Here is an 18,582-nt window from a genome sequence, read left to right on the forward strand (position 1 = left end):
ACATCACTGCGCCGCTTTTTCCTCGGCGTCGAGCCCGGCACCGATCCCGCCGCCGCGGAACCCATAGGTCGCGTCGAGCCGCTGGCGAAGATACTCGCCGGCCAGGATCGGCGTATAAAGCGGCGGCCGCTCGGCGCTGCGGCAGGTCGGCAGGCAGTCGATCAGGGCATCGGCGTTGGGATCGAAGAAGAAGGCAACCGAATGGCGCTGGCGCGGGCTGTGGTTGCTCACCCGGTGCGGCGTCGATTTGTAGATGTCGTTGCTCCAGCGCATCAGGCAGTCGCCGATGTTGCAGACGAAGGTCCCGGCGATCGGCGTGGCGGCCAGCCAGCGCCCGTCGCGCGTCTGCACCTCGAGCCCGCCGGTGCCGTCCTGCGACAGGATGGTCAGGTTGCCATAGTCGGTATGCGCGCCTGCGCCCGGACGTTCGTCGGCGGGCGAAGCGGGCGGATAGCGCAGCAGCCGCAGCGTCGCGAGCGGGCGATCGATCGAGCCGGCGAAATAGTCGGCCGGCAGATCGAGATCGAGCGCGAAGGCGGCATGCAGCTGCTCGCCGAGGCGGCGCATCGCGGCGTAATATTCGAGCATGACCCCGCGGAAGTCCGGCAGCGCCTCGGGCCATTGGTTGCGCCCCTGCGACGGCAGGTCGGGATCGATCGGCTCGCCCGGCTCCGGGTCGCGGCCCAGATTATAGGCTTCCTTGAAATCGGCGGGCGCGCTCGGATCGAGGCTCTCGGCATCGATCCCGGCATAGCCCCGGTTGTTCATCGAGTGAGCGATGCTCAGCGCCGATTTGGCGGGCTGGGGCTGGTCGAAGAAATGGCGCGACTGCGCATAGACGCGCTCGAGCAGCGCGGCCGGAACGCCGTGCCCGGCAATATAGAAGAACCCGACCGACCGGCAGGCCTGGCCGATCGCCGCGGCGACGGACGCGATCCCCGCTTCGGAACCGCCCAGCAGCGGCGCAACGTCGATCACCGGAATATCGGTAGCCACCGCGGACTCCGCCTCGGCCATGCACTATCTCCTTTGGGGTCCGGGGCGGCACCGCCGCCCCGGTTCGATCGGTCAGAAGCGGGCGGTGAACTTGACGATGGCGGTGCGGCCCTCGCCGGGCATCGCCGAGCCTTCGGTCTCGGTCGAGCGCTGCGGAATGTAGTAGCGCTCGTCGAGGATGTTGTTGACGTTCAGCGAGACGCGGTAGCGGCCCAGATCGTAGTGGAGCGATCCGCGCAGCAGGAAATAGTCGGGATAGACGACGGCGCCCGGAAGCTGGCCGCTGGTCTTGTCGATATAGTTGCCGCCGATCGTCGCGCCGAAGCCGCTGCCGGTCTCGTAATTGGCGAACAGGCCGGCCACCCAGCGCGGCTGGGTCTTGTCGACATAGCCGCTCGCATAGCCGGGGAAGCTGCAGGTCGATGCCTCGTAGATGTTGCCCCAGCCATTATTGTCGTCGAGCCCGAACTGCGACGGCAGGATCACCAGGAACGAGCAGCCCGCCACCTTGGTCTTCTGCCGGGTCAGCACGCCCGACAGGCCGAAATGGCGATCGACCGCCCAGCGCAGCTCCGCCTCGACGCCATTGGTGGTGGCGCCGGTGAAGTTGCCGGTCAGCAGCTCGGACTGTCGGCGCTGCTGCTCATAGATCGATACCGCGCCGAACAGCTTGCCCCCGAACAGGCTGGCCTTCACGCCGCCCTCGGTAAGCTTGGTCGGCGACAGGAAGGTGTTCGCCGCGACATTGCCCGGCGCCACCGCGCCGCCCTGCGACGTCTCGAGCGCATAGGATTTGCCCTTGGTGAAATAGGGCACGATGCCCCAGGGCAGCTTGATGCTGGCGCTGATCGACCAGCTCGTCGCGTCCTTGTTCTTGCGATAGAGCGTGTTGAGCGCCGCCGAGAAGTCGAGCAGGCCGGTATTCTTCGACTGGACCTTGTAGTCGTCCCAGCGCACGCCGCCGGTGACCAGCAGCAGGTCGCCGAACGAGGCCTGGGTGTTGAAGAACACGCCCGCCTGGCTGACGCGGCTGTGATAGATCTGGTCCCAGGGCGCCCCGCTCACATAGATCGGGTTGAACACGTCGTCGGGCGTCGAGCCGACCGAGAGGTCCTGGCGATCGAGCACCATATAGCCGCGCGCGAACACATAGCCTTCGTCGGCGCGATAGGTGCGATAGGCGGCGCCGCCGACATAGTCCGCGTTGAACCAGCCGCCCGGGAAGATCTTGCCGGTCAGCGAGACGCGCGCTTCCTCCGCGCGGTCGCGCAGATGCTTGGCGAAGCCATAGCCATTGTAGGAATCGGCGTTCAGGTCATCGAGGAAGAACTGGAAGCGCAGCTCGCCGGGGCCGACCGGATGCACGAGGTCCACATAGCCGGTGGTCGTCTCGGCTTTCCCGAAATCATAGGGCGAGGTCAGGATCGTGCGGCGGTCGAGCTGCACCTGGTGGATCGTCGCGGGATTGAGCCGCGAATAGTCGCTTACTGCGCCGTAGAATTTGGTCACGCCGCCCGCCGCGACGATGTTCGCCGGGGTGATGTAGGACGCCCCCGGCGACACCAGCTGCGCCACCGGGCTGCCCGCGGTGTAGGTCCCGTTGTCGACCAGCGCCTGGGTCAGGCGGTTGACGCCCGTGGTGCCCTGCATGCCCTCCGACTTGTAGTACTGGACGCCGGCGTTGAGCGACCAGCCGGCCGGCAGGTCCATCGCGAAGCCGATCTGCGCGAGGTCGTGCTTGGGCTCGATCCCATGGAAATATTGCGAGCCCTGGAGGTGCTCGTAATAGCCGTCGATCCCGGCATCGAGACCGCCGATCTTGAAGCCGGTGCCATATTCGGCCTCGGCGCGGAACATCTTGTAGGTGCCCGCCGACAGGTCGACCTGGCCGAAGGCGGCCTGGCCGTCCTTGAAGCGCTGGGCACGCCCGCCGCGCGGCTCGAAATTGACATAGCCGCCGGCGCGGCCGGTGCCATAGGCCGGCGAGGCGATGCCGCGGACGATCTCCAGGTTCAGCGCGCCTTCGATCGGGGTGATGTAGGTGCCCTGGTTCTCGACCCGCTTGAAGCCGTGGAAGAAATTGTCGGCATATTCGCCGCGGATGTTCACCGAACCGTCGACGCCGTAGAAGCTGGCGGTGAACACGCCCGGCGTCACCGCGGTTAGGTCGCGGATGGTGGTCAGGCTGTACTGGTCGATCATCTGCAGCGAGACGGTCGATACCGAGCGCGGCACCTCGACCGGGTCAGAGCCCAGGCCGAACGCGTCGGTGCTGGTCGGCAGGATCGCCGACTTGTTGCGCTTGCCCACCACCAGGATGCCGCTTTCCTGCGCATCGGTAGTGACCTTGGTGTCGCCATCCGATCGCGCGTCGACCTGCGCCCAGGCAGGCGCGGCAGCCGCAGACAAAGCGGTAGCGATCGCGGCGCCGGCGGCGCCGCGGAGCAATTTCCCCGTACAGATCATCTTTAGTCCCCTAGCGTGTATGCTGTTGCCCAAGCCTGCGCTCAGACCCCTCCCGCTGCAGTCTCTCTGTATTCACGCAAAGAATTCGGTCGTTACTTGAACATGCTGTCGTAGAACTTGACGAAAAAGCCGCGCATATAGTCGTCGTTGGCAAAGGGTGCGTAGCGCGGCGGATTGGCTTCATCGACGAATGCCTCGATCGGCGCGACGGTTACTTCGCGATCGGGATTCATGAACATGGTGGCGGAGAAGCGGTCGACCGGCTTGCGGCTGACCACGCGGTGCAGCGTCGACACGAACTGGCCGTTGGTCCAGCCCATCATCGTGTCGCCGATGTTGATCACATAGGCGCCCGGCACCACCGGCGCCGAGATCCAGCGGCCGTCGCGCGTCTGCACCTCCAGCCCGCCGACATCGTCGGTCAGCAGCACCGTGAACGACGAGGCGTCGCAATGCGCGCCCACCCCGACATTGCCCGAGGGAGCCTCCTCGATCGGCTTGGGATAGAAGTTGAGCCCGAAGGTCGCGAGCGGGCTGCGGTGGAGCGCGACGAAATACTCCTCGTCGAGGCCGAGCGCGATCGCGAAGGCGCGCATCAGCTCCTGCGAGAGCGACAGCAGCGCGCGCTGGTTGACCATCATCGTCTGGACGAAGCGCGGCGCGCCTGCCGGCCAGCGATTGTCCTGGTAGATCGGATCGGGATCGCCGTAGCGCGGATCGTCGGCATAGCGCACGCGCATCATGTTGAACTGCTCGAGCGTGCCGCCCGACACCGTCTTCTTGGCGCGCCCTTCCTCGGTCAGCGATCCGCCCGGCTTGGTGCCCTCCGCGGCGCCACGCGCCGGCAGATAGCCGCACCATTGCCCGTCGAGGATCGGCGCGACCTGCATCTTCTCCTCGAACGAGCGCGCGAAGAAGGCGCGCGATTCGTTGAGCACCGACTGGCGAAGCGCTTCCGGCACGCCGTGATTGACCAGGTAGAAGAACCCGATCTGGCGGCACGCCCGGTCGATCTCCGCCGCCACCGCCGCGCGCTCCACCGCCCCGCCCGTCAGGAACGGGCCGAAATCGATGACGGGGATGGTGTCGAGCGCGAGCTGCTCGGCTTCGTCGTACTGCAATTCCGCGATCATGCCGGTTTCCTTTCGAAGCGGCGCAGCCAGTCGGCAAGGGCGCCGTCCGGGCGCAGATAGGGTTCAACCGCCGCCGCGCAGACGATCAGCATGCCCACGCAGACCTGGACCCAATTGCCCTGCACGCCCATAAGGACGAGGCCGATCTGGAGCATCGAGACGATCACTGCGCCGACCAGCGTTCCCGTCGCGGTGCCGACGCCGCCGCTGAGCGCGGCGCCGCCGATGATCACCGCGGCGATGATCGAAAGCTCGCCGCCCGCGCCGGTGTTCGGCGCGCCCAGGCGCAGCCAGCCGGTGGTCAGCGCGCCCGCCAGCCCGCAGGCGAGGCCGAGCAGGACGAACACCCAGATCTTCACGCGATCCGGCCGCAGGCCCATCTGCACCGCCGCCCGCAAATTGCCGCCGGTGGCGTAGAGCCGCGCGCCGGCCAACGTGTAGCGCAGGACGAAGCCGGTGACCGCGAACACCGCCGCGGCCCAGAAGATCTGCGCCGGGATCGGGCCGAGCATCCCGCCGGCCGCCTCGAAGAAGCTGCTGACGATGGTCGTCGGAAGGTCGATCGACAGCCCCATCGTCACCACCAGAGCCAGGCCGCGCAACAGGCTGAGCATGCCGATGGTGAGGATGAACGAGGGCACCTTGAGCCGGACGACCGCCAGCCCGTTGACCAGCCCGATGCCGCCACCGAGCGCGACGGCGAGCAGCGCCGCCGCCCAGGGGTTCCAGCCCCAGTCGGCGATCGCCAGCGCCGTGACCACGCTGGTCAGCCCGTAGTTGGAACCGATCGACAGGTCGACTTCGCCTGCGATCACCAATGCCGTCAGCGGCAGCGCGATGATCAGCGTGAAGGCAGTGACGCGCAATATCTCGAACTGCGTCTGCGCATCGAGGAAGTGCGGTGCGTTCGCCGCGAAGCCGATATAGAGCGCGATCGCGACGAGCAGGATCGCGGTCTGGCGGTTGAGCAGCGCGTGCAGGCTCATGCGCCGTGCTCCGCGCCGACGATGTGGCGCACCAGCTCGGCGCGCGAGACGCCGGCGAGATCGAGGTCGGCGACCTTGCGGCCCAGCCGCAGCACCACCGCGCGATCCGCCACGTCGAACACATTCTCCATATTGTGGCTGACCAGCAGCACCGCGGCGCCCGCCGCGCGCAGCTGGCGGATCAGGTCCAGCACCTTGCCCGTCTCGCGCACGCCGAGCGCGGCGGTGGGCTCGTCGAGGATCACCACACGGGCGCCGTCGAGCATCGTGCGCGCCACCGCGATCGCCTGGCGCTGGCCGCCGGAAAGATAGCGCACCGCAGTGCCGACCGGGGGCAGCTTGACCTGGAGCCGCTCGAACACCGCCGCCGCCTCGCGGTGCATGCGTCCGCGATCGAGCAGGAAGCCGAAGCGCACGGGCTCGCGGCCCAGGAACAGGTTCTCGGCGATCGAGCGATCCTCGACCAGCGCCAGCGTCTGGAACACCGTCGCGATGCCCACCGCGCGCGCCTGGTCGGGCGAGCCGATCCGCACCGGCGTGCCGTCGATGCGGATCTCGCCCTCGCTCGGCCGGTTCACGCCCGAAAGCAGCGAGATCAGCGTCGACTTGCCGGCGCCATTGTCGCCGAGCAGCGCCGTGACCTGTCCCGCGCGCAGCTCCAGCTCCACCCCGTCCAGCGCGGTGACATGGCCGTAGCGGCAGGTAAGTCCCTGCGCCGAAAGGATCGCCGCGCCGTTCATCGGCGCCTCGGCATCCACCGCGCGGAGCGTTTGCGGCTCAAGATAGCCCATAGGCCGCCGCCGCTTCCTTGCGCTTGGCATAGCTGGCGATCGCCGCATCGACATTCGCCGCGTCGATCCAGCTGCTGGCCGGCGTCAGGCTCGTCGACGGCATGCCCCGCTCGAGCATTCCCCAGGCGAGCAGCACTGCCATGAAGCCCTGGTTGTAGAGATTCTCGTCGAGCGCGAAGGCCATGCGGCCGCGCTTGACGAAGTCGAGCACCTTGAGGCTCGACACGGTGCCCGCGACCAGCGCCTTGGCCGCCGTGCCGCCCAGTTCGTCGAGCGCCTTGAGCAGCGGCACCGCCGACATCTCGCCCGCCGCCGCCGCATGCGCGACGACATTGCCCGCCTCGCCGATCTTCGCCTTGTACAACGCGACCGAGGCGGCCGCGTCCCCCGCAGAGCCGTCGGCGAAGCTGAGCAGGCTGAGCCCCGGCACCGCCCGCAGCCCCTCGCCCACCCCGGCGATGCGCTCCTCGACGTTCAGCGATCCCGGAAAGGGATTGCCGACCAGCACCGCGCCCTGCGCCACCCCCTTGGCTGCCAGCGCCTTGGCGATGCGCTCGCCGAGCATGCGCCCGCTCTCGCGCGGCGACTGGCCGACAAAGGGCAGGCCGAGCTTGGCGGCGGTATCCGGATTGTTGAGCGAGTTGACGATCGCGAAGCTGGTGCCCTGCGGCTTGGCCTTCGCCGCCTCGTCGATCACCGCCTGGTACCAGTCGACCGTCACAACCACGTCGTTGCGCGCGGTGACCGCCTGGCGGATCGCATTGATGTGCGCGTCGGGCGTCGGCTGCGCATTGAGCACGCGGCTGAAGCGCCAGCCGAGCATCTCCGCCGCATCGGCGCAGCCGAGCGAGAGCTCGAGCACGAAGTCCGAACCGGGCGTCCCGATCGCGAATGCCACCGAGCGCTGCTTGCCCAGCTTGCTGTTGCCGCCCTGCGCGCTGCCGCTCCGGGCGCAGCCGGCAAGCGCGACGAGCCCCAGCCCCGCACCCAGCATCTCGCGCCTGCCCAACCCGTCGATCATCTTTTCTGCGCCTTGACCCATGTCAAATTTGTTGCAGGCGCGAACGACCACTTCCAGCGCTTTTTTTCGAGGTCGGTGATCTAAAAAAGGCTACACGGCCTCATTCTCGTCGGCGAGATGGCGCAGCAGCAGCGCCGCGGGCGGCGAAAGCTGGCGGCCCGATGCGCTGATGATCGACAGCACCGACAGCGGAATCCCGCTCCCCTTCAGCGGAATGAAGCGCAGCACGCCCTGCTCGGCCTCGGCGACGATGTCGATCGGTGTCAGCAGGCCGATGCCCATCCCGCCCATCACCAGCGCCTTGATCAGCTCCACCGAGTTGGCGCTGGCCGAAAAGCGCGGCGTCTCGCCCAGATTGGAGACCCATGCCCGGTTGACCACGCCACGCAGCGAATGGTTCTCGTCGGGCCCGACCAGCGGATAGGCGCAGCACTGGTCGAGCGTGACTTCGCTTTCGTTCGCCAGCGGATGATCGGGCATCACCACCGCGCCGATCTGCGAAACGAGCGCGCGCGCCACGCGCAATTCCTGCCGCTCGGGGGGATTGAAGGTGGCGCCCATGTCGACATCGCCGCTCAGCACCAGGTCGACCACCGCCTGCGACGCGGCGATCTGGAGGCGGAAGACGATGCCCGGATACAGGCTGCGAAAGCTGAGCAGCGCGCGGGTGACGAATTCGCTGCTGCCCTCTGCCAGCGCGATCGTCACTTCGCCGCGCCGCAGCCCGCGCAGCTCGTCGATCTGCGATTCCGCCGCGGCGAGCTCGCGGCGCCAGCGGCGGACCATCGCGATCAGCACTTCGCCCGCCGCGGTCAGCCGCAGGCCGTGCGGCCGCCGGTCGAACAGCGGCACGCCCAGCCGTTCCTCCATCTTGAGGATCTGCCGGTCGATCGCCGAGGGGGCGACATGGAGATGCTCGGATGCGCGGCGGATCGAGCCGCGCCGGGCAACTTCATCGAAATAGAGCGCGAACCGCGAAAGCATGCCCTCACCTTCGCATGCGCAGCATAGAGTGCAAGCGCGTCGCTACGGGTGCAGTCCCGTTATCGTCCGTATCGCCGGAGCCGCTTGCCCGACTCGATCACAATTCAGGCTTCAGCCCGCGAATCCTCGCGGGGATCAGCCGCCCATAGTCGTCGATGAAGCGCGGGATCGGCCCGCGTTGCTGGGTCTGGTCCGGCAAGTCGACCTCGACTTCGTCGACATAGCACCAGCCCCAGCCTTCGGGCGGGTCATAGCCTTCGATGATCGGGTGCCGGGTCGCGTGGAAATGCGCGGTTGCATGGCGATTCGGCGAATCGTCGCAGCAGCCGACATGGCCGCAGGCGCGGCACAGCCGCAGATGCACCCACCAGCTTCCCTGCTCCAGGCATTCGGCGCAGCCCAGCGACTGCGGGATCACCGGCTGGATGGTGTCGCTATGCGGGCAGGAATCGCTCATGGGGCCTCCGGGGCAAGCTTGCAGACGTCGATCCAGCGCTGCGAGACCAGCGCCGCCAGCCGCTCGGGCTCGACTTCCACCGATGCGGTGCGCGATCCCGCCGCGGGGAATACGCTGGTGTACCCCCGCAGCGAGACGTCGCAATAGACCGGCAGCGGGTTCGCCAGCCCGAAGGGGCAGACGCCGCCGACCGGGTGCCCGGTCAGCGCCTCCGCTTCCTCCGCACCGAGCATCGACGCGCGCCCGCCGAATTCCGCCTTGGTCTTTCCGTTGTCGAGCCGCGCATCGCCGCGGACGACGACGAGGAGCACCCGGTCGCCCACCCGCAACGCAAGCGTCTTGGCGATGCGCCCGGGCTCGACCCCGAGCGTCGCCGCCGCCTCGGCCACCGTCGCGGTGCTTGCCGCCTGCTCGATCAGCGTGAGATCGGGGGCATGCTCGGCAAGCCAGGCGCGCACGGTCTCTACGGTCAATCCTCGATCCGCTTCCTGAACGTCTCGGGAAGCAGCAACAGCCCGAGGATGAAGGTGCAGGCCGCGGCCACCACAGGATACCAGAGGCCGTAATAGATATCCCCGGTCGCCGCGACCATCGCGAAGGCGGTCGCCGGCAGGAAGCCGCCGAACCAGCCATTGCCCAGATGATAGGGCAGCGACATCGAGGTGTAGCGGATCCGGCTCGGGAAAAGCTCGACCAGCATGCCCGCGATCGGGCCATAGACCATGGTCACCAGCAGCACGAGCGCGAACAGGATCGCGATCACCAGTGGCTTGTTGATCCGGGCATCCTCGGCCTTGGCGGGGTAGCCGGCGCCGGCGAGCGTCGCCTTCATCTTGGCCTGGAACGCCGCGATGCCAGCGGCGCGGGTCGCGGCATCGTTGATCATGTCTTCGCGCTCGTCATAGGCCCGGACAATCTGATCGCCGACCTGTACGGTCGCGGTAGTGCCCTTGGGCGCGCTGCGGTTGTGGTAGTTCACCCCCGCTTTGGCGAGCCAAGCCTTGGCAATGTCGCAACTGCTCGAATCGAACTTGTTCTTGCCCACGGGATCGAACTGGAACGAGCATTCGTCCGGGTCGGCGGTTACCGTAATCGGCGCCTTCGCCTGCGCCTCGGCCAGCGCCGGATTGGCGGCTTGCGTCAGCGCGTGGAACAGCGGGAAATAGGTGATCGACGCCAGCAGGCAGCCCGCCAGGATGATCGGCTTGCGGCCGATCTTGTCCGAAAGCCAGCCGAAGATCACGAAGAACGGCGTGCCCAAAGCCAGCGCCACGGCGATCAGCACGTTCGCGGTCATCCCGTCGACCTTGAGCGTCTTCTCGAGGAAGAACAGCGCATAGAACTGCCCGGTGTACCAGACCACCGCCTGGCCGACGACCGCACCGAACAGCGCGATCAGCACGATGCGCAGGTTGCCCCAGCGCAGGAAGGCCTCGGTCAGCGGCGCCTTGGAAGTGTTGCCGGTCGCCTTCATCCGGGCATAGACCGGGCTCTCGTTGAGCTGGAGGCGCACCCAGAGCGACACGCCGAGCAGCAAGATCGAGGCGAGGAACGGCACGCGCCAGCCCCAGCTCGCGAATGCTTCCTCGCCCAGCGCCGAACGCGTGCCGATCACCACCAGCAGCGATGCGAACAGGCCGAGCGTCGCGGTGGTCTGGATCCAGCTGGTGTAGAGCCCGCGCTTATGGTTGGGCGCATGCTCGGCGACATAGGTCGCAGCGCCGCCATATTGGCCGCCCAGCGCCAGCCCCTGCAGCACGCGGAGCGTCACCAGCAGGATCGGTGCAGCGACGCCGGCAGTGGCGAAATTGGGGAGCAGGCCCACCGCGAAGGTCGATCCGCCCATGATGCCCATGGTGACGAGGAAGGTGTTCTTGCGCCCCACCAGGTCGCCGATCCGCCCGAACACCAGCGCGCCGAACGGGCGCACCGCAAATCCGGCGGCAAAGGCGGCGAGCGCGAAGATGAAGGCAGTGGTGTCGTTCACCCCGGCGAAGAACTGCGCCGAGATCGTCGTCGCCAGCAGGCCGTACAGGTAGAAGTCATACCATTCGAACACGGTGCCCAGCGACGAAGCCGCGATCACCATCTTCTCGTTCCTGGTGGCTGTATGATGTTCGCCCTCGGGCGCCGCCGGGGTGGCGGACGTTGCATCCTCGCTCAAGCTGTATCCCCTTATATTGTTAGCGCTAACCGACCACAGTCCCGCTGTGATTGGAACCCCCATCGCTTCGCGCGCTCTCTGGCGCACTTCGCCGGCAGGTTCGGCGATGCGCACGCACAATGCAAACAAAGCCAGGCTTGGGGGCGCAAAAGCTGTACTTCACACGCTCGCACTTGCAGCGTAGAGGGGTGCGCATGTTCGAGCGCTTCTTCCTGTCCCACCCGCGCGCCGTCGGCGAAAGCTATGGCGAGCATGCCGCCACCGCCGCGCGATTCGGCTTCACGATGATCGTCGGCGGCATCGCCTGCGTGGTCCATGCGATCATGCCGGCGCTGTTCGTGCGCACCGCGAGCGATGCGGTGAAGCGCCTCTATGCGCAGATGATGGCGCGCCAGCCGGGCATGAACGCCAAGCCGCTCGCGCACCAGCAGCCCGAGTGGCAGATCGAATACGAAATCTGAGCGGGGAGCCGCACGATGATCGAACACGTCGCCATTATCGGCGCGGGGTTCTCCGGCACCCTGCAGGCGATCAACCTGCTCCGCCACGAAGGGCCCCGCGCCACGCTGATCGAGCGCGCTCCAGTGGCCGGCCTCGGCCTTGCCTATGGCGCCGCCCACCCCAGCCATGTGCTGAACGTGCGCGCGGCGAACATGAGCGCCTTCCCCGACGACCCGTCGCACTTCGTCCGCTGGCTCGAAGCACGCGGCGTCGAGAATGCCGCCACCGCCTTCATCCCGCGCGTCACCTATGGCGAATATCTGCGCGAGCTGCTCGACGCCGCGCTGCTCGCCCACCCCGACCGGCTGACGCTGGTCCGCGACGCAGTCGAGGATCTCGACTTCGCTGACGGTGTGACGGTGCGGCTCAAGGGCGGCGCGGTCGAAGCCGATGCCGCGGTGCTCGCCGTCGGCAATCTGCCCCCGCACGATCCGCCCGGGCTCGATCCCGAAAAGCTCAGCTTCGAACGCTACAAGGGCGATCCCTGGGGCGCGAGCGTGCCCGAGGGGCTCGGCCCGGACGACACCGTGCTGATCATCGGCACCGGGCTGACGATGGTCGATCTCGCGCTGATGCTCGACGCGCACGGCTTCGAGGGCAGGATCGTCGCCCTCTCGCGCCGCGGCCTGCTCCCGCGCCCGCATGCCGCGGGAACCGACTTCGCGAAGATCGCCGAGCGCCCGGCGACCATCGCCTCGCAGCTGCTCCGCAGCGTCCGCGAACGCGGCGAGGCGATCGGCTGGCGCAACGCGGTCGACGAGCTGCGCCCCTTCACCCAGGGCATGTGGGGCAATGCCAGCGAGGCCGAGCGCGCGCGCTTCCTGCGGCACCTTCGCCCCTGGTGGGACGTGCATCGCCATCGCCTCGCGCCCGAGGTCCATGCGCGCCTCAGCGCAATGCTCGATCGTGGCCAGCTCGAAGTGATCGCCGGCAAGACGCTCGGCTTCGTCGAGAAGCCCGAGGGCATCGAAGTGACGCTGCGCCGCCGCGGCACCGATGCGGCCGAGACGATGACCGTCCAGCGCATCGTCAACTGCACCGGCCCCTTGGGCGACCTCAACCGCACCGAGGAGCCGCTGCTCCAGAAGCTCGCGGCCAGCGGGATGATCCGCCCCGATGCCGCGCATCTCGGCATCGATGTCGACAATCAGGGCCAGACGATCAACGCAGCGGGCCAGCCCAACGGCAATCTCTACGCGCTCGGGCCGATGACGCGCGGCGCCTTCTGGGAGATCGTCGCCGTGCCCGACATCCGCACCCAGACCTGGAGCGTCGCCCGCCGCCTCTCCAACGCGCACTGGGTCGGCGGCGAAGGGCTTTAACTGCTTCCATCGTCATAGAAAGATACGCCCTAGGGCGGCAGGAGCGACCAGCTGTCATTGCCATGGTCGTACCAGAGGTAGAGCAGCTTGTTCACCTCGGCATAGACGATCGCGGCCAGATGGACGTCGCCATCGGGGGCATAGCCGCGGAACAGCACCGGATCGCCGGTGATCGCCTGGCCGAAGGGCGGCGCGGCGAGGTTCAGCTTGACCTTGCCGTCGCTCGCCACATCGAACGAGAACCCGCACAGCCGCTGCCCCACGCGGCCGAGCACCACGGTGCGGCTTGGCGTGACATGCTCGGCGGCCATGCCGTCGAGCCGGAAGGGAATCTCCTCCACCGTCCAGCTGTCGGTACCGCGGAAATAGAGCGTCTTCTGGCCCGAGGGCACGAACAGGTGGAAGACCGTCTTCGGCACGATGGTGTTGATCACGCACACATCGCCATTGGGCTCGCCCGGCCCGGGCGGCAGCAGCCGCTCGCCATAGCTGGGGTTGCCGGTGTTCACGAAGCCGTTCTTGATCGGCGACTGCGGCACGAAGACATTGGCGATCGGATCCGAGAGACCGGCGATCCGGCCATGCACTTCGCCGATCGGCAATATCGCCTTGCCGGAGCAGGTCGGCTTCAGGCTGCCGTCCTTCCCCACGTCATAGATCACCACGCCGCCGGTGACGCGCACCGCCAGCCGGGCGATGACGCTGCCGGCGCCGTTCAGCCCCGGCAGCAGCACCGGATCGCCCAGAAAACCGCCTTCGATCAGCACGGCGTTGCTCGAGGCGATCACCGGCGTGCCCGAATCGGTCTCCAGGAATTGCCCCGCCCATAGCCGGCGGTCCGGGCCCACCACGCAATACAGCGCGAAATTGCGCGGCCCGGTGGGCACCAGCACCGGGCTGGAGCGCAGCCCGGGAACGCCCTCGAATGCCGGGATGCGGCGCATCGTCGTGCCGTTCTCCAGCCGATACTGGACGAGGTTGCCGTCGACCTCGGCGAAGATATCATCCGCATGCGCGCCCGATCGCACCGCAGGGCGCCTCGGCGCGAACCGCCCGCGCGGCAGCGGATCGTTGCCGAGCCGTGCCCCCAGCCTCATCGCGGTCGGGCGGACCTGCGGTGGCGCGGCGCGCGGCGGAGCGACCTCCACCTCCGTCTCGTCGGGGTGTCGCAACGACGCCAAATCTACCTGGCTGAGAAATTTGCCCGGCACCCAGGTCGGCTCGGGCGCGAACGGCGGCGCCGGCATCGCCACCGGTGCCGGTGCGGGCGCGGCGCGGGTCCGCCGCACGGGTGCCGATGCGGGCTTCTTCTCTTGCTTCGCCTTGGCCATGGCGCGCCCCTATTTGAGCTCGAACAGCGCGAAGCTGCGCGCGAGCGGGAAGAGATACTGGTCATAGTCGAGCATCATCGGCTCGGACCGCCAGAGCTGCTGCCAACACCAGAGCGTGGCGAAGATGCCGCGCTGCGCCTCGAGGCTGGCATAGCGATAGAGCGGCACCAGGTTGGTCACCTTGACCGGTCGCCACATCAGGCAGGCGCCGAGCGAGGCCGCCCATTTCGGCGGATCGGTCACCAGCCCGGGGTCGCCGCCGATCGCCTGGAGCATCGCGGTGCGCTCCTGATCGTCCTTGAGGTCCTTCTTCTCGCCCGACGCCGATGCCGATGCGGCGACGTTCACCGCCATCGCCTTCACTGCCGCCTTCACTTCGAGCTGCCATTTGGACAGCTCCTCCTTCGAATGGACGGTCTTCTCATCCTGGACGTAGAGCTTGCCGCCGATCTCGGTCTCGAGCGCCAGATAGGCGCCCCAGTCCTCGAAGAAATTGCGCAGCGCCTCGAATTCCTCGAAGCGGCGGCCGGAGAATTTGGCGAAGCTCTCCAGCTCCTTGAGGCAGGCGACGGTCAGGCGCGGCTGCTGGAGCTGGCGCACCTCGAGTTTGGGCACCGAGATTTCGCAATAGGAATAGAAGGTGCCGTCGATCGCCTTGGACCCGCCCGAGGTGCCGCCCGAGGCCGAGGCGCTGGCGCCCCAGCCCGCCCCGCCGCCGCCGATGCTGAGCGATCCCCCCACCGCCGAGCGCACCTCGCGCTCGGTGCGGCTCGAAGTGACGAAATCGTTGCTGACATAGCTCTGGCGCGGCATGCGCGAGAGCACCGCGGCGTGCGGCGCCTCGCCCGTGTCGATCACGTCGCGATAGCTCCAGCTGATCTCGCCGTTGCGCAGCAGCACGCCCTTGAAGACGTTGTTGACCTCCAGCACGCGCGCCTTGGTCTCGGGCGTGAGCGCGGCATAGACGTCGTTCACCGCCGAAGCGGTCGCGGTGCCGTCGCTCAGCTTCTTCGCAAGCAGGTCCTGGATCTTGGCGAAGTCGCCCAGCTCGGGCAGCTTGTACCCCGCCGGCAGCTCGGCCGCCGTGCCGCGGCTCGCCTGGTGGACATGCGCGATCCCGTCCTCGCCGAGCAGCTGGATCACAGTCAGCTCGCCCTCGGCCTTGGTCTGCACCGCCGAGTTGTTGACCATGAACTTGAACGACTTGTCGAGGTCCGGCACCCCGGCGAGCAGCTTGCGCAGCTCCGCCAGCGTCGTCGACTTGGCATAGACGATATGCACGACGATCGCCGGATCCTTGTCCGCCTGGATCGTCAGCGGATAGGATTTTCCCGCCGCCGCCGGGTCGATCTTTTCCGGCAGCGTCTTGGGATCGATGATCGGCTTGGGCGCGGGCGTCGGCGTCGGCGTCGGGGCTGGTGTCGGCGACGGGCTCGGCGTCGGCTTGGGCGCCGGGGTCGGCGTTGGGCTCGGCTCAGGCATGGCTTTTCCCCTCGCGGGAAAATTCCGGAATCCCCCGGCCCGAGTCAACGAAGGCTCGAACCGTTTCGGTGCCGCTCCGGATAACTAGTATCAATTGACACTACCTGTCCTTGGGACTAGTCCGCGCCTCACCTTCCTGGAGCGTGTACCGATGACCGACCCTGCAAACCCGCTCGGCCTCAACGGCTTCGAGTTCGTCGAATTCACCTCGCCCGATCCCGAGGCGATGGCGCAGCAGTTCGAGCAGCTCGGCTTCGTGCCGACGCACCGGCACCCGACCAAGAACGTCACCCGCTACAAGCAGGGCCGCATCAACCTGATGCTCAACCGCGACGAAGCCGGCCGCGTGGCGGCGTTCCGCGGCGAGCACGGCCCCTCCGCCAGCGCGATGGCCTTCCGCGTCGCCGATCCCAAAGCCGCGATGAAGTGGGCGCTCGAGCATGGCGCCAAGCGCACCGACGAGGACGACACCGTCATCCAGGGCATCGGCGGCTCCTATCTCTATTTCATCGAGGACGGCCACGATCTCTATGCCGACTGGGCCGAGTTCCCGGGCTGGCAGGAAGCCGAGGCGCGGAACAATGTCGGGCTCGATCTGCTCGATCACCTCACCCACAATGTCCGGCGCGGCCAGATGCGGGTGTGGTCGGAATTCTACAAGACGCTCTTCGGCTTCGAGGAGCAGAAGTATTTCGACATCAAGGGCCAGGCCACCGGCCTGTTCAGCCAGGCGATGATCGCGCCCGACAAGGCGATCCGCATCCCGCTGAACGAGAGCCAGGACGACAAGAGCCAGATCGAGGAGTTCATCCGGGAGTATAAGGGCGAAGGCATCCAGCACCTCGCCCTCACCACCCCGGACATCTTCGACACGGTCGAGCGGCTGCGCGCCCGCGGCGTCAAGCTGCAGGACACGATCGAGACCTATTACGAGCTGGTCGACAAGCGCGTGCCCGGCCACGGCGAGGATCTCGAGCGCCTCAAGCGCAACCGCATCCTGATCGACGGCAATGTCGGCGACGAGGGCATCCTGCTCCAGATCTTCACCGAGAACATGTTCGGCCCGATCTTCTTCGAGATCATCCAGCGCAAGGGCAATGAAGGCTTCGGCAACGGCAATTTCCAGGCGCTGTTCGAGAGCATCGAGCTCGACCAGATCCGCCGCGGCGTGATCAAGGTCGACGCCTGAACTCAGACAAGGCTTGGCGCGGGCCGTTCCGTAGCGTAAGCGACCGCAAAATCTGTGCGCAGTCGCGTGAACCATTTCGCTCCCGCCACGTTGGGCAGGGCAAGAGTTTGGAGAGGGAAGCCGGGGGAGCTGAGCCAGTTGCGTAGCGCAAAGCTCACCCCGGCCGACACCTTTCCCGCTCCCATTTCCCCAGATCGATCCCCGCACCCCGCGCCGATCCTCCGCGCCGTCGCCAGATATAGTATCATTTGACACTTTATGTGCGGCATCCCACAGAGGCGGGCATAGAGAGGATGCGATGACCGACTATTTCCCCGGCTTCGGCAATCATGTCTCGACCGAGGCGGTGCCCGGCGCGCTCCCGGTCGGTCGCAACAGCCCGCAAAAGCCTGCCTTCGGCCTTTATGCCGAGCAGCTTTCCGGCACTGCCTTCACGGCGCCGCGCCACGAGAACCGCCGCTCCTGGCTCTATCGCCTGCGCCCCACCGCCGAGCATCCGCCCTTCACCCGCTATCGGGGCGCCGCGAACTTCGCGCCCGGCACCGTCAACGCCCCCCTGCCCCCCAACCGGCTGCGCTGGAACCCGGTCGAGGCACCTGCCCCGGGCACCGACCTGATCGACGGCATGACCACGATGCTCGCCAATCGCGACCCCGCCGATCTCGAAGGCGTCGCGGTCCATGTCTATGCCGCCAACCGGGACATGGAGACCCGCGTCTTCTTCGATGCCGACGGCGAGTTGCTGTTCATCCCCCAGGCCGGCCGGCTGAGGCTGCTCACCGAGTTCGGGCGGATCGACATCGCGCCGGGCCAGATTGCGCTCGTCCCGCGCGGCGTCCGTTTCCGCGCGCTGCTGCCCGACGGCGAGGCGCGCGGCTATGTCGCCGAAAACCACGGCGCGCTGTTCCGCCTGCCCGATCTCGGCCCGATCGGCGCCAACGGCCTCGCCAATCCGCGCGATTTCGAGACGCCTGCCGCCTGGTTCGAGGATCGCGACGAACCCTTCGAAGTGATCCAGAAGCATCTCGGCTCGCTCTGGACCACCAATCTGCCCCATTCGCCGCTCGACGTGGTCGCCTGGCACGGCAATCTCGCGCCCTGGCGCTATGATCTCGCCCGGTTCAACACGATGAACACGGTGAGCTTCGATCATCCCGATCCCTCGATCTTCACGGTGCTCACCTCGCCGAGCGACGTGCCCGGCCGCGCCAATGCCGATTTCGTGATCTTCCCGCCGCGATGGATGGTCGCCGAAGACACGTTCCGCCCGCCCTGGTTCCACCGCAACATCATGTCAGAGGCGATGGGGCTGATCACCGGCGCCTATGACGCCAAGGCGGAGGGCTTCGCCCCTGGCGGCCTGTCGCTGCACAACCTGATGGCCGGCCACGGCCCCGACGTCACCAGCTGGCAGGGCGCCTCGAAGGCCGAGCTCAAGCCGCACAAGATCACCGGGACGATGGCCTTCATGGTGGAGACCTGCTGGCCCTATCGGCCCACCCAATACGCCCTCGACCGCGCCCAGCCCGATTACGACGCGGCGTGGGAGGGCTTCCCGAAGGCGCAGTTGCCGTGACCCCCTCAATCCTCCCCGGAACGGGGAGGGGGACCATTTTGCTCCTTCAGCAAAATGGTGGAGGGGCGCGCGCCATTTCAGCGCGCGTTCCCTGGCCGCAAACGACACGGCGCGCCTGCGCGCGCCGCCCCTCCACCGCCGCGTCGCGGCGGTCCCCCTCCCCGTTCCGGGGAGGATTTGCGT

16 protein-coding genes are annotated in these 18,582 nt (G+C 67.5%); 4 read left to right on the plus strand and 12 right to left on the minus strand.

Annotated features, from left to right (window positions below; translation table 11 throughout):
- Positions 1–3: 3 nt before the first annotated feature.
- The 10 genes from P6144_RS05270 to P6144_RS05315 form a co-directional block, all read right to left on the minus strand.
- Entirely contained in the window at positions 4–1,017 is a 1,014-nt protein-coding gene (locus tag P6144_RS05270; RefSeq protein ID WP_277766652.1) for a 2-oxoglutarate and iron-dependent oxygenase domain-containing protein, read from the minus strand.
- A gap of 51 nt (positions 1,018–1,068) precedes the next feature.
- Positions 1,069–3,462, minus strand: a complete 2,394-nt coding sequence (locus P6144_RS05275) for a TonB-dependent receptor (protein ID WP_277766653.1) — start codon at positions 3,460–3,462, stop codon at positions 1,069–1,071.
- A gap of 92 nt (positions 3,463–3,554) precedes the next feature.
- Positions 3,555–4,595, minus strand: a complete 1,041-nt coding sequence (locus P6144_RS05280; protein ID WP_277766654.1) for a 2OG-Fe(II) oxygenase family protein — start codon at positions 4,593–4,595, stop codon at positions 3,555–3,557.
- Positions 4,592–5,581, minus strand: a complete 990-nt coding sequence (locus tag P6144_RS05285) for an ABC transporter permease (protein ID WP_277766655.1) — start codon at positions 5,579–5,581, stop codon at positions 4,592–4,594. The genes P6144_RS05280 and P6144_RS05285 overlap by 4 nt, the downstream gene beginning before the upstream one ends.
- Entirely contained in the window at positions 5,578–6,372 is a 795-nt protein-coding gene (locus tag P6144_RS05290) for an ATP-binding cassette domain-containing protein (RefSeq protein ID WP_277766656.1), read from the minus strand. The genes P6144_RS05285 and P6144_RS05290 overlap by 4 nt, the downstream gene beginning before the upstream one ends.
- On the minus strand, positions 6,359–7,393 hold the full coding sequence (locus P6144_RS05295) for a substrate-binding domain-containing protein (RefSeq protein WP_277766657.1): 1,035 nt from the start codon (positions 7,391–7,393) through the stop codon (positions 6,359–6,361). The genes P6144_RS05290 and P6144_RS05295 overlap by 14 nt, the downstream gene beginning before the upstream one ends.
- A gap of 90 nt (positions 7,394–7,483) precedes the next feature.
- Complete coding sequence (locus tag P6144_RS05300; RefSeq protein ID WP_277766658.1) at positions 7,484–8,377, minus strand: LysR family transcriptional regulator; 894 nt, start codon at positions 8,375–8,377, stop codon at positions 7,484–7,486.
- A 97-nt stretch (positions 8,378–8,474) separates the two neighbouring features.
- Entirely contained in the window at positions 8,475–8,834 is a 360-nt protein-coding gene (locus tag P6144_RS05305) for a UBP-type zinc finger domain-containing protein (protein ID WP_277766659.1), read from the minus strand.
- Positions 8,831–9,307 carry a YbaK/EbsC family protein gene (locus P6144_RS05310; RefSeq protein ID WP_277766660.1) on the minus strand — a complete coding sequence of 159 codons (477 nt, stop codon included), beginning with the start codon at positions 9,305–9,307 and terminating at the stop codon, positions 8,831–8,833. Before P6144_RS05310 ends, P6144_RS05305 begins: the two co-directional genes overlap by 4 nt.
- Positions 9,304–10,923 carry an MFS transporter gene (locus tag P6144_RS05315; protein ID WP_277766784.1) on the minus strand — a complete coding sequence of 540 codons (1,620 nt, stop codon included), beginning with the start codon at positions 10,921–10,923 and terminating at the stop codon, positions 9,304–9,306. Before P6144_RS05315 ends, P6144_RS05310 begins: the two co-directional genes overlap by 4 nt.
- A 269-nt stretch (positions 10,924–11,192) precedes the next feature.
- Between P6144_RS05315 and P6144_RS05320 the strand changes: the two genes are divergently transcribed.
- Together P6144_RS05320 and P6144_RS05325 are read left to right on the plus strand one after the other, a co-directional pair.
- Entirely contained in the window at positions 11,193–11,459 is a 267-nt protein-coding gene (locus P6144_RS05320; RefSeq protein WP_277766661.1) for a DUF6356 family protein, read from the plus strand.
- A gap of 15 nt (positions 11,460–11,474) precedes the next feature.
- On the plus strand, positions 11,475–12,821 hold the full coding sequence (locus tag P6144_RS05325; protein ID WP_277766662.1) for an FAD/NAD(P)-binding protein: 1,347 nt from the start codon (positions 11,475–11,477) through the stop codon (positions 12,819–12,821).
- Between the two features lie 29 nt (positions 12,822–12,850).
- On the opposite strand, the gene P6144_RS05330 is transcribed toward P6144_RS05325, so the two are convergent.
- Together P6144_RS05330 and P6144_RS05335 are read right to left on the minus strand one after the other, a co-directional pair.
- Positions 12,851–14,152: a hypothetical protein gene (locus tag P6144_RS05330; protein WP_277766663.1), complete on the minus strand. Its 1,302-nt coding sequence runs from the start codon at positions 14,150–14,152 to the stop codon at positions 12,851–12,853.
- Positions 14,153–14,161: 9 nt separating this feature from the next.
- Positions 14,162–15,634, minus strand: a complete 1,473-nt coding sequence (locus tag P6144_RS05335; protein ID WP_277766664.1) for a hypothetical protein — start codon at positions 15,632–15,634, stop codon at positions 14,162–14,164.
- 151 nt (positions 15,635–15,785) lie between these two features.
- On the opposite strand from P6144_RS05335, the gene hppD reads away from it, so the two are divergent.
- Positions 15,786–16,823: a 4-hydroxyphenylpyruvate dioxygenase gene (gene hppD / locus P6144_RS05340; protein ID WP_277766665.1), complete on the plus strand. Its 1,038-nt coding sequence runs from the start codon at positions 15,786–15,788 to the stop codon at positions 16,821–16,823.
- A 298-nt stretch (positions 16,824–17,121) separates the two neighbouring features.
- A complete protein-coding gene (gene hmgA / locus P6144_RS05345) occupies positions 17,122–18,399 on the plus strand; it encodes a homogentisate 1,2-dioxygenase (protein ID WP_277766666.1) in 1,278 nt (425 codons plus the stop codon).
- Positions 18,400–18,582 lie beyond the last annotated feature (183 nt).

The organism is Sphingomonas sp. HITSZ_GF (assembly GCF_029543155.1).
In the GTDB taxonomy this organism is placed as follows: Bacteria; Pseudomonadota; Alphaproteobacteria; order Sphingomonadales; family Sphingomonadaceae; genus Sphingomonas.

What these genes read in the sequence shown, in the direction of transcription:
- P6144_RS05300 (WP_277766658.1), bottom strand. Translation starts at nt 8,377, where the DNA reads ATGCTTTCGCGGTTCGCGCTCTATTTCGATGAAGTTGCCCGGCGCGGC.
- hppD (WP_277766665.1), top strand. Translation starts at nt 15,786, where the DNA reads ATGACCGACCCTGCAAACCCGCTCGGCCTCAACGGCTTCGAGTTCGTC.
- P6144_RS05285 (WP_277766655.1), bottom strand. Translation starts at nt 5,581, where the DNA reads ATGAGCCTGCACGCGCTGCTCAACCGCCAGACCGCGATCCTGCTCGTC.
- P6144_RS05330 (WP_277766663.1), bottom strand. Translation starts at nt 14,152, where the DNA reads ATGGCCAAGGCGAAGCAAGAGAAGAAGCCCGCATCGGCACCCGTGCGG.
- P6144_RS05335 (WP_277766664.1), bottom strand. Translation starts at nt 15,634, where the DNA reads ATGCCTGAGCCGAGCCCAACGCCGACCCCGGCGCCCAAGCCGACGCCG.
- P6144_RS05325 (WP_277766662.1), top strand. Translation starts at nt 11,475, where the DNA reads ATGATCGAACACGTCGCCATTATCGGCGCGGGGTTCTCCGGCACCCTG.
- P6144_RS05280 (WP_277766654.1), bottom strand. Translation starts at nt 4,595, where the DNA reads ATGATCGCGGAATTGCAGTACGACGAAGCCGAGCAGCTCGCGCTCGAC.
- P6144_RS05290 (WP_277766656.1), bottom strand. Translation starts at nt 6,372, where the DNA reads ATGGGCTATCTTGAGCCGCAAACGCTCCGCGCGGTGGATGCCGAGGCG.
- P6144_RS05320 (WP_277766661.1), top strand. Translation starts at nt 11,193, where the DNA reads ATGTTCGAGCGCTTCTTCCTGTCCCACCCGCGCGCCGTCGGCGAAAGC.
- P6144_RS05305 (WP_277766659.1), bottom strand. Translation starts at nt 8,834, where the DNA reads ATGAGCGATTCCTGCCCGCATAGCGACACCATCCAGCCGGTGATCCCG.
- P6144_RS05295 (WP_277766657.1), bottom strand. Translation starts at nt 7,393, where the DNA reads ATGATCGACGGGTTGGGCAGGCGCGAGATGCTGGGTGCGGGGCTGGGG.
- hmgA (WP_277766666.1), top strand. Translation starts at nt 17,122, where the DNA reads ATGACCGACTATTTCCCCGGCTTCGGCAATCATGTCTCGACCGAGGCG.
- P6144_RS05315 (WP_277766784.1), bottom strand. Translation starts at nt 10,923, where the DNA reads ATGGTGATCGCGGCTTCGTCGCTGGGCACCGTGTTCGAATGGTATGAC.
- P6144_RS05275 (WP_277766653.1), bottom strand. Translation starts at nt 3,462, where the DNA reads ATGATCTGTACGGGGAAATTGCTCCGCGGCGCCGCCGGCGCCGCGATC.
- P6144_RS05270 (WP_277766652.1), bottom strand. Translation starts at nt 1,017, where the DNA reads ATGGCCGAGGCGGAGTCCGCGGTGGCTACCGATATTCCGGTGATCGAC.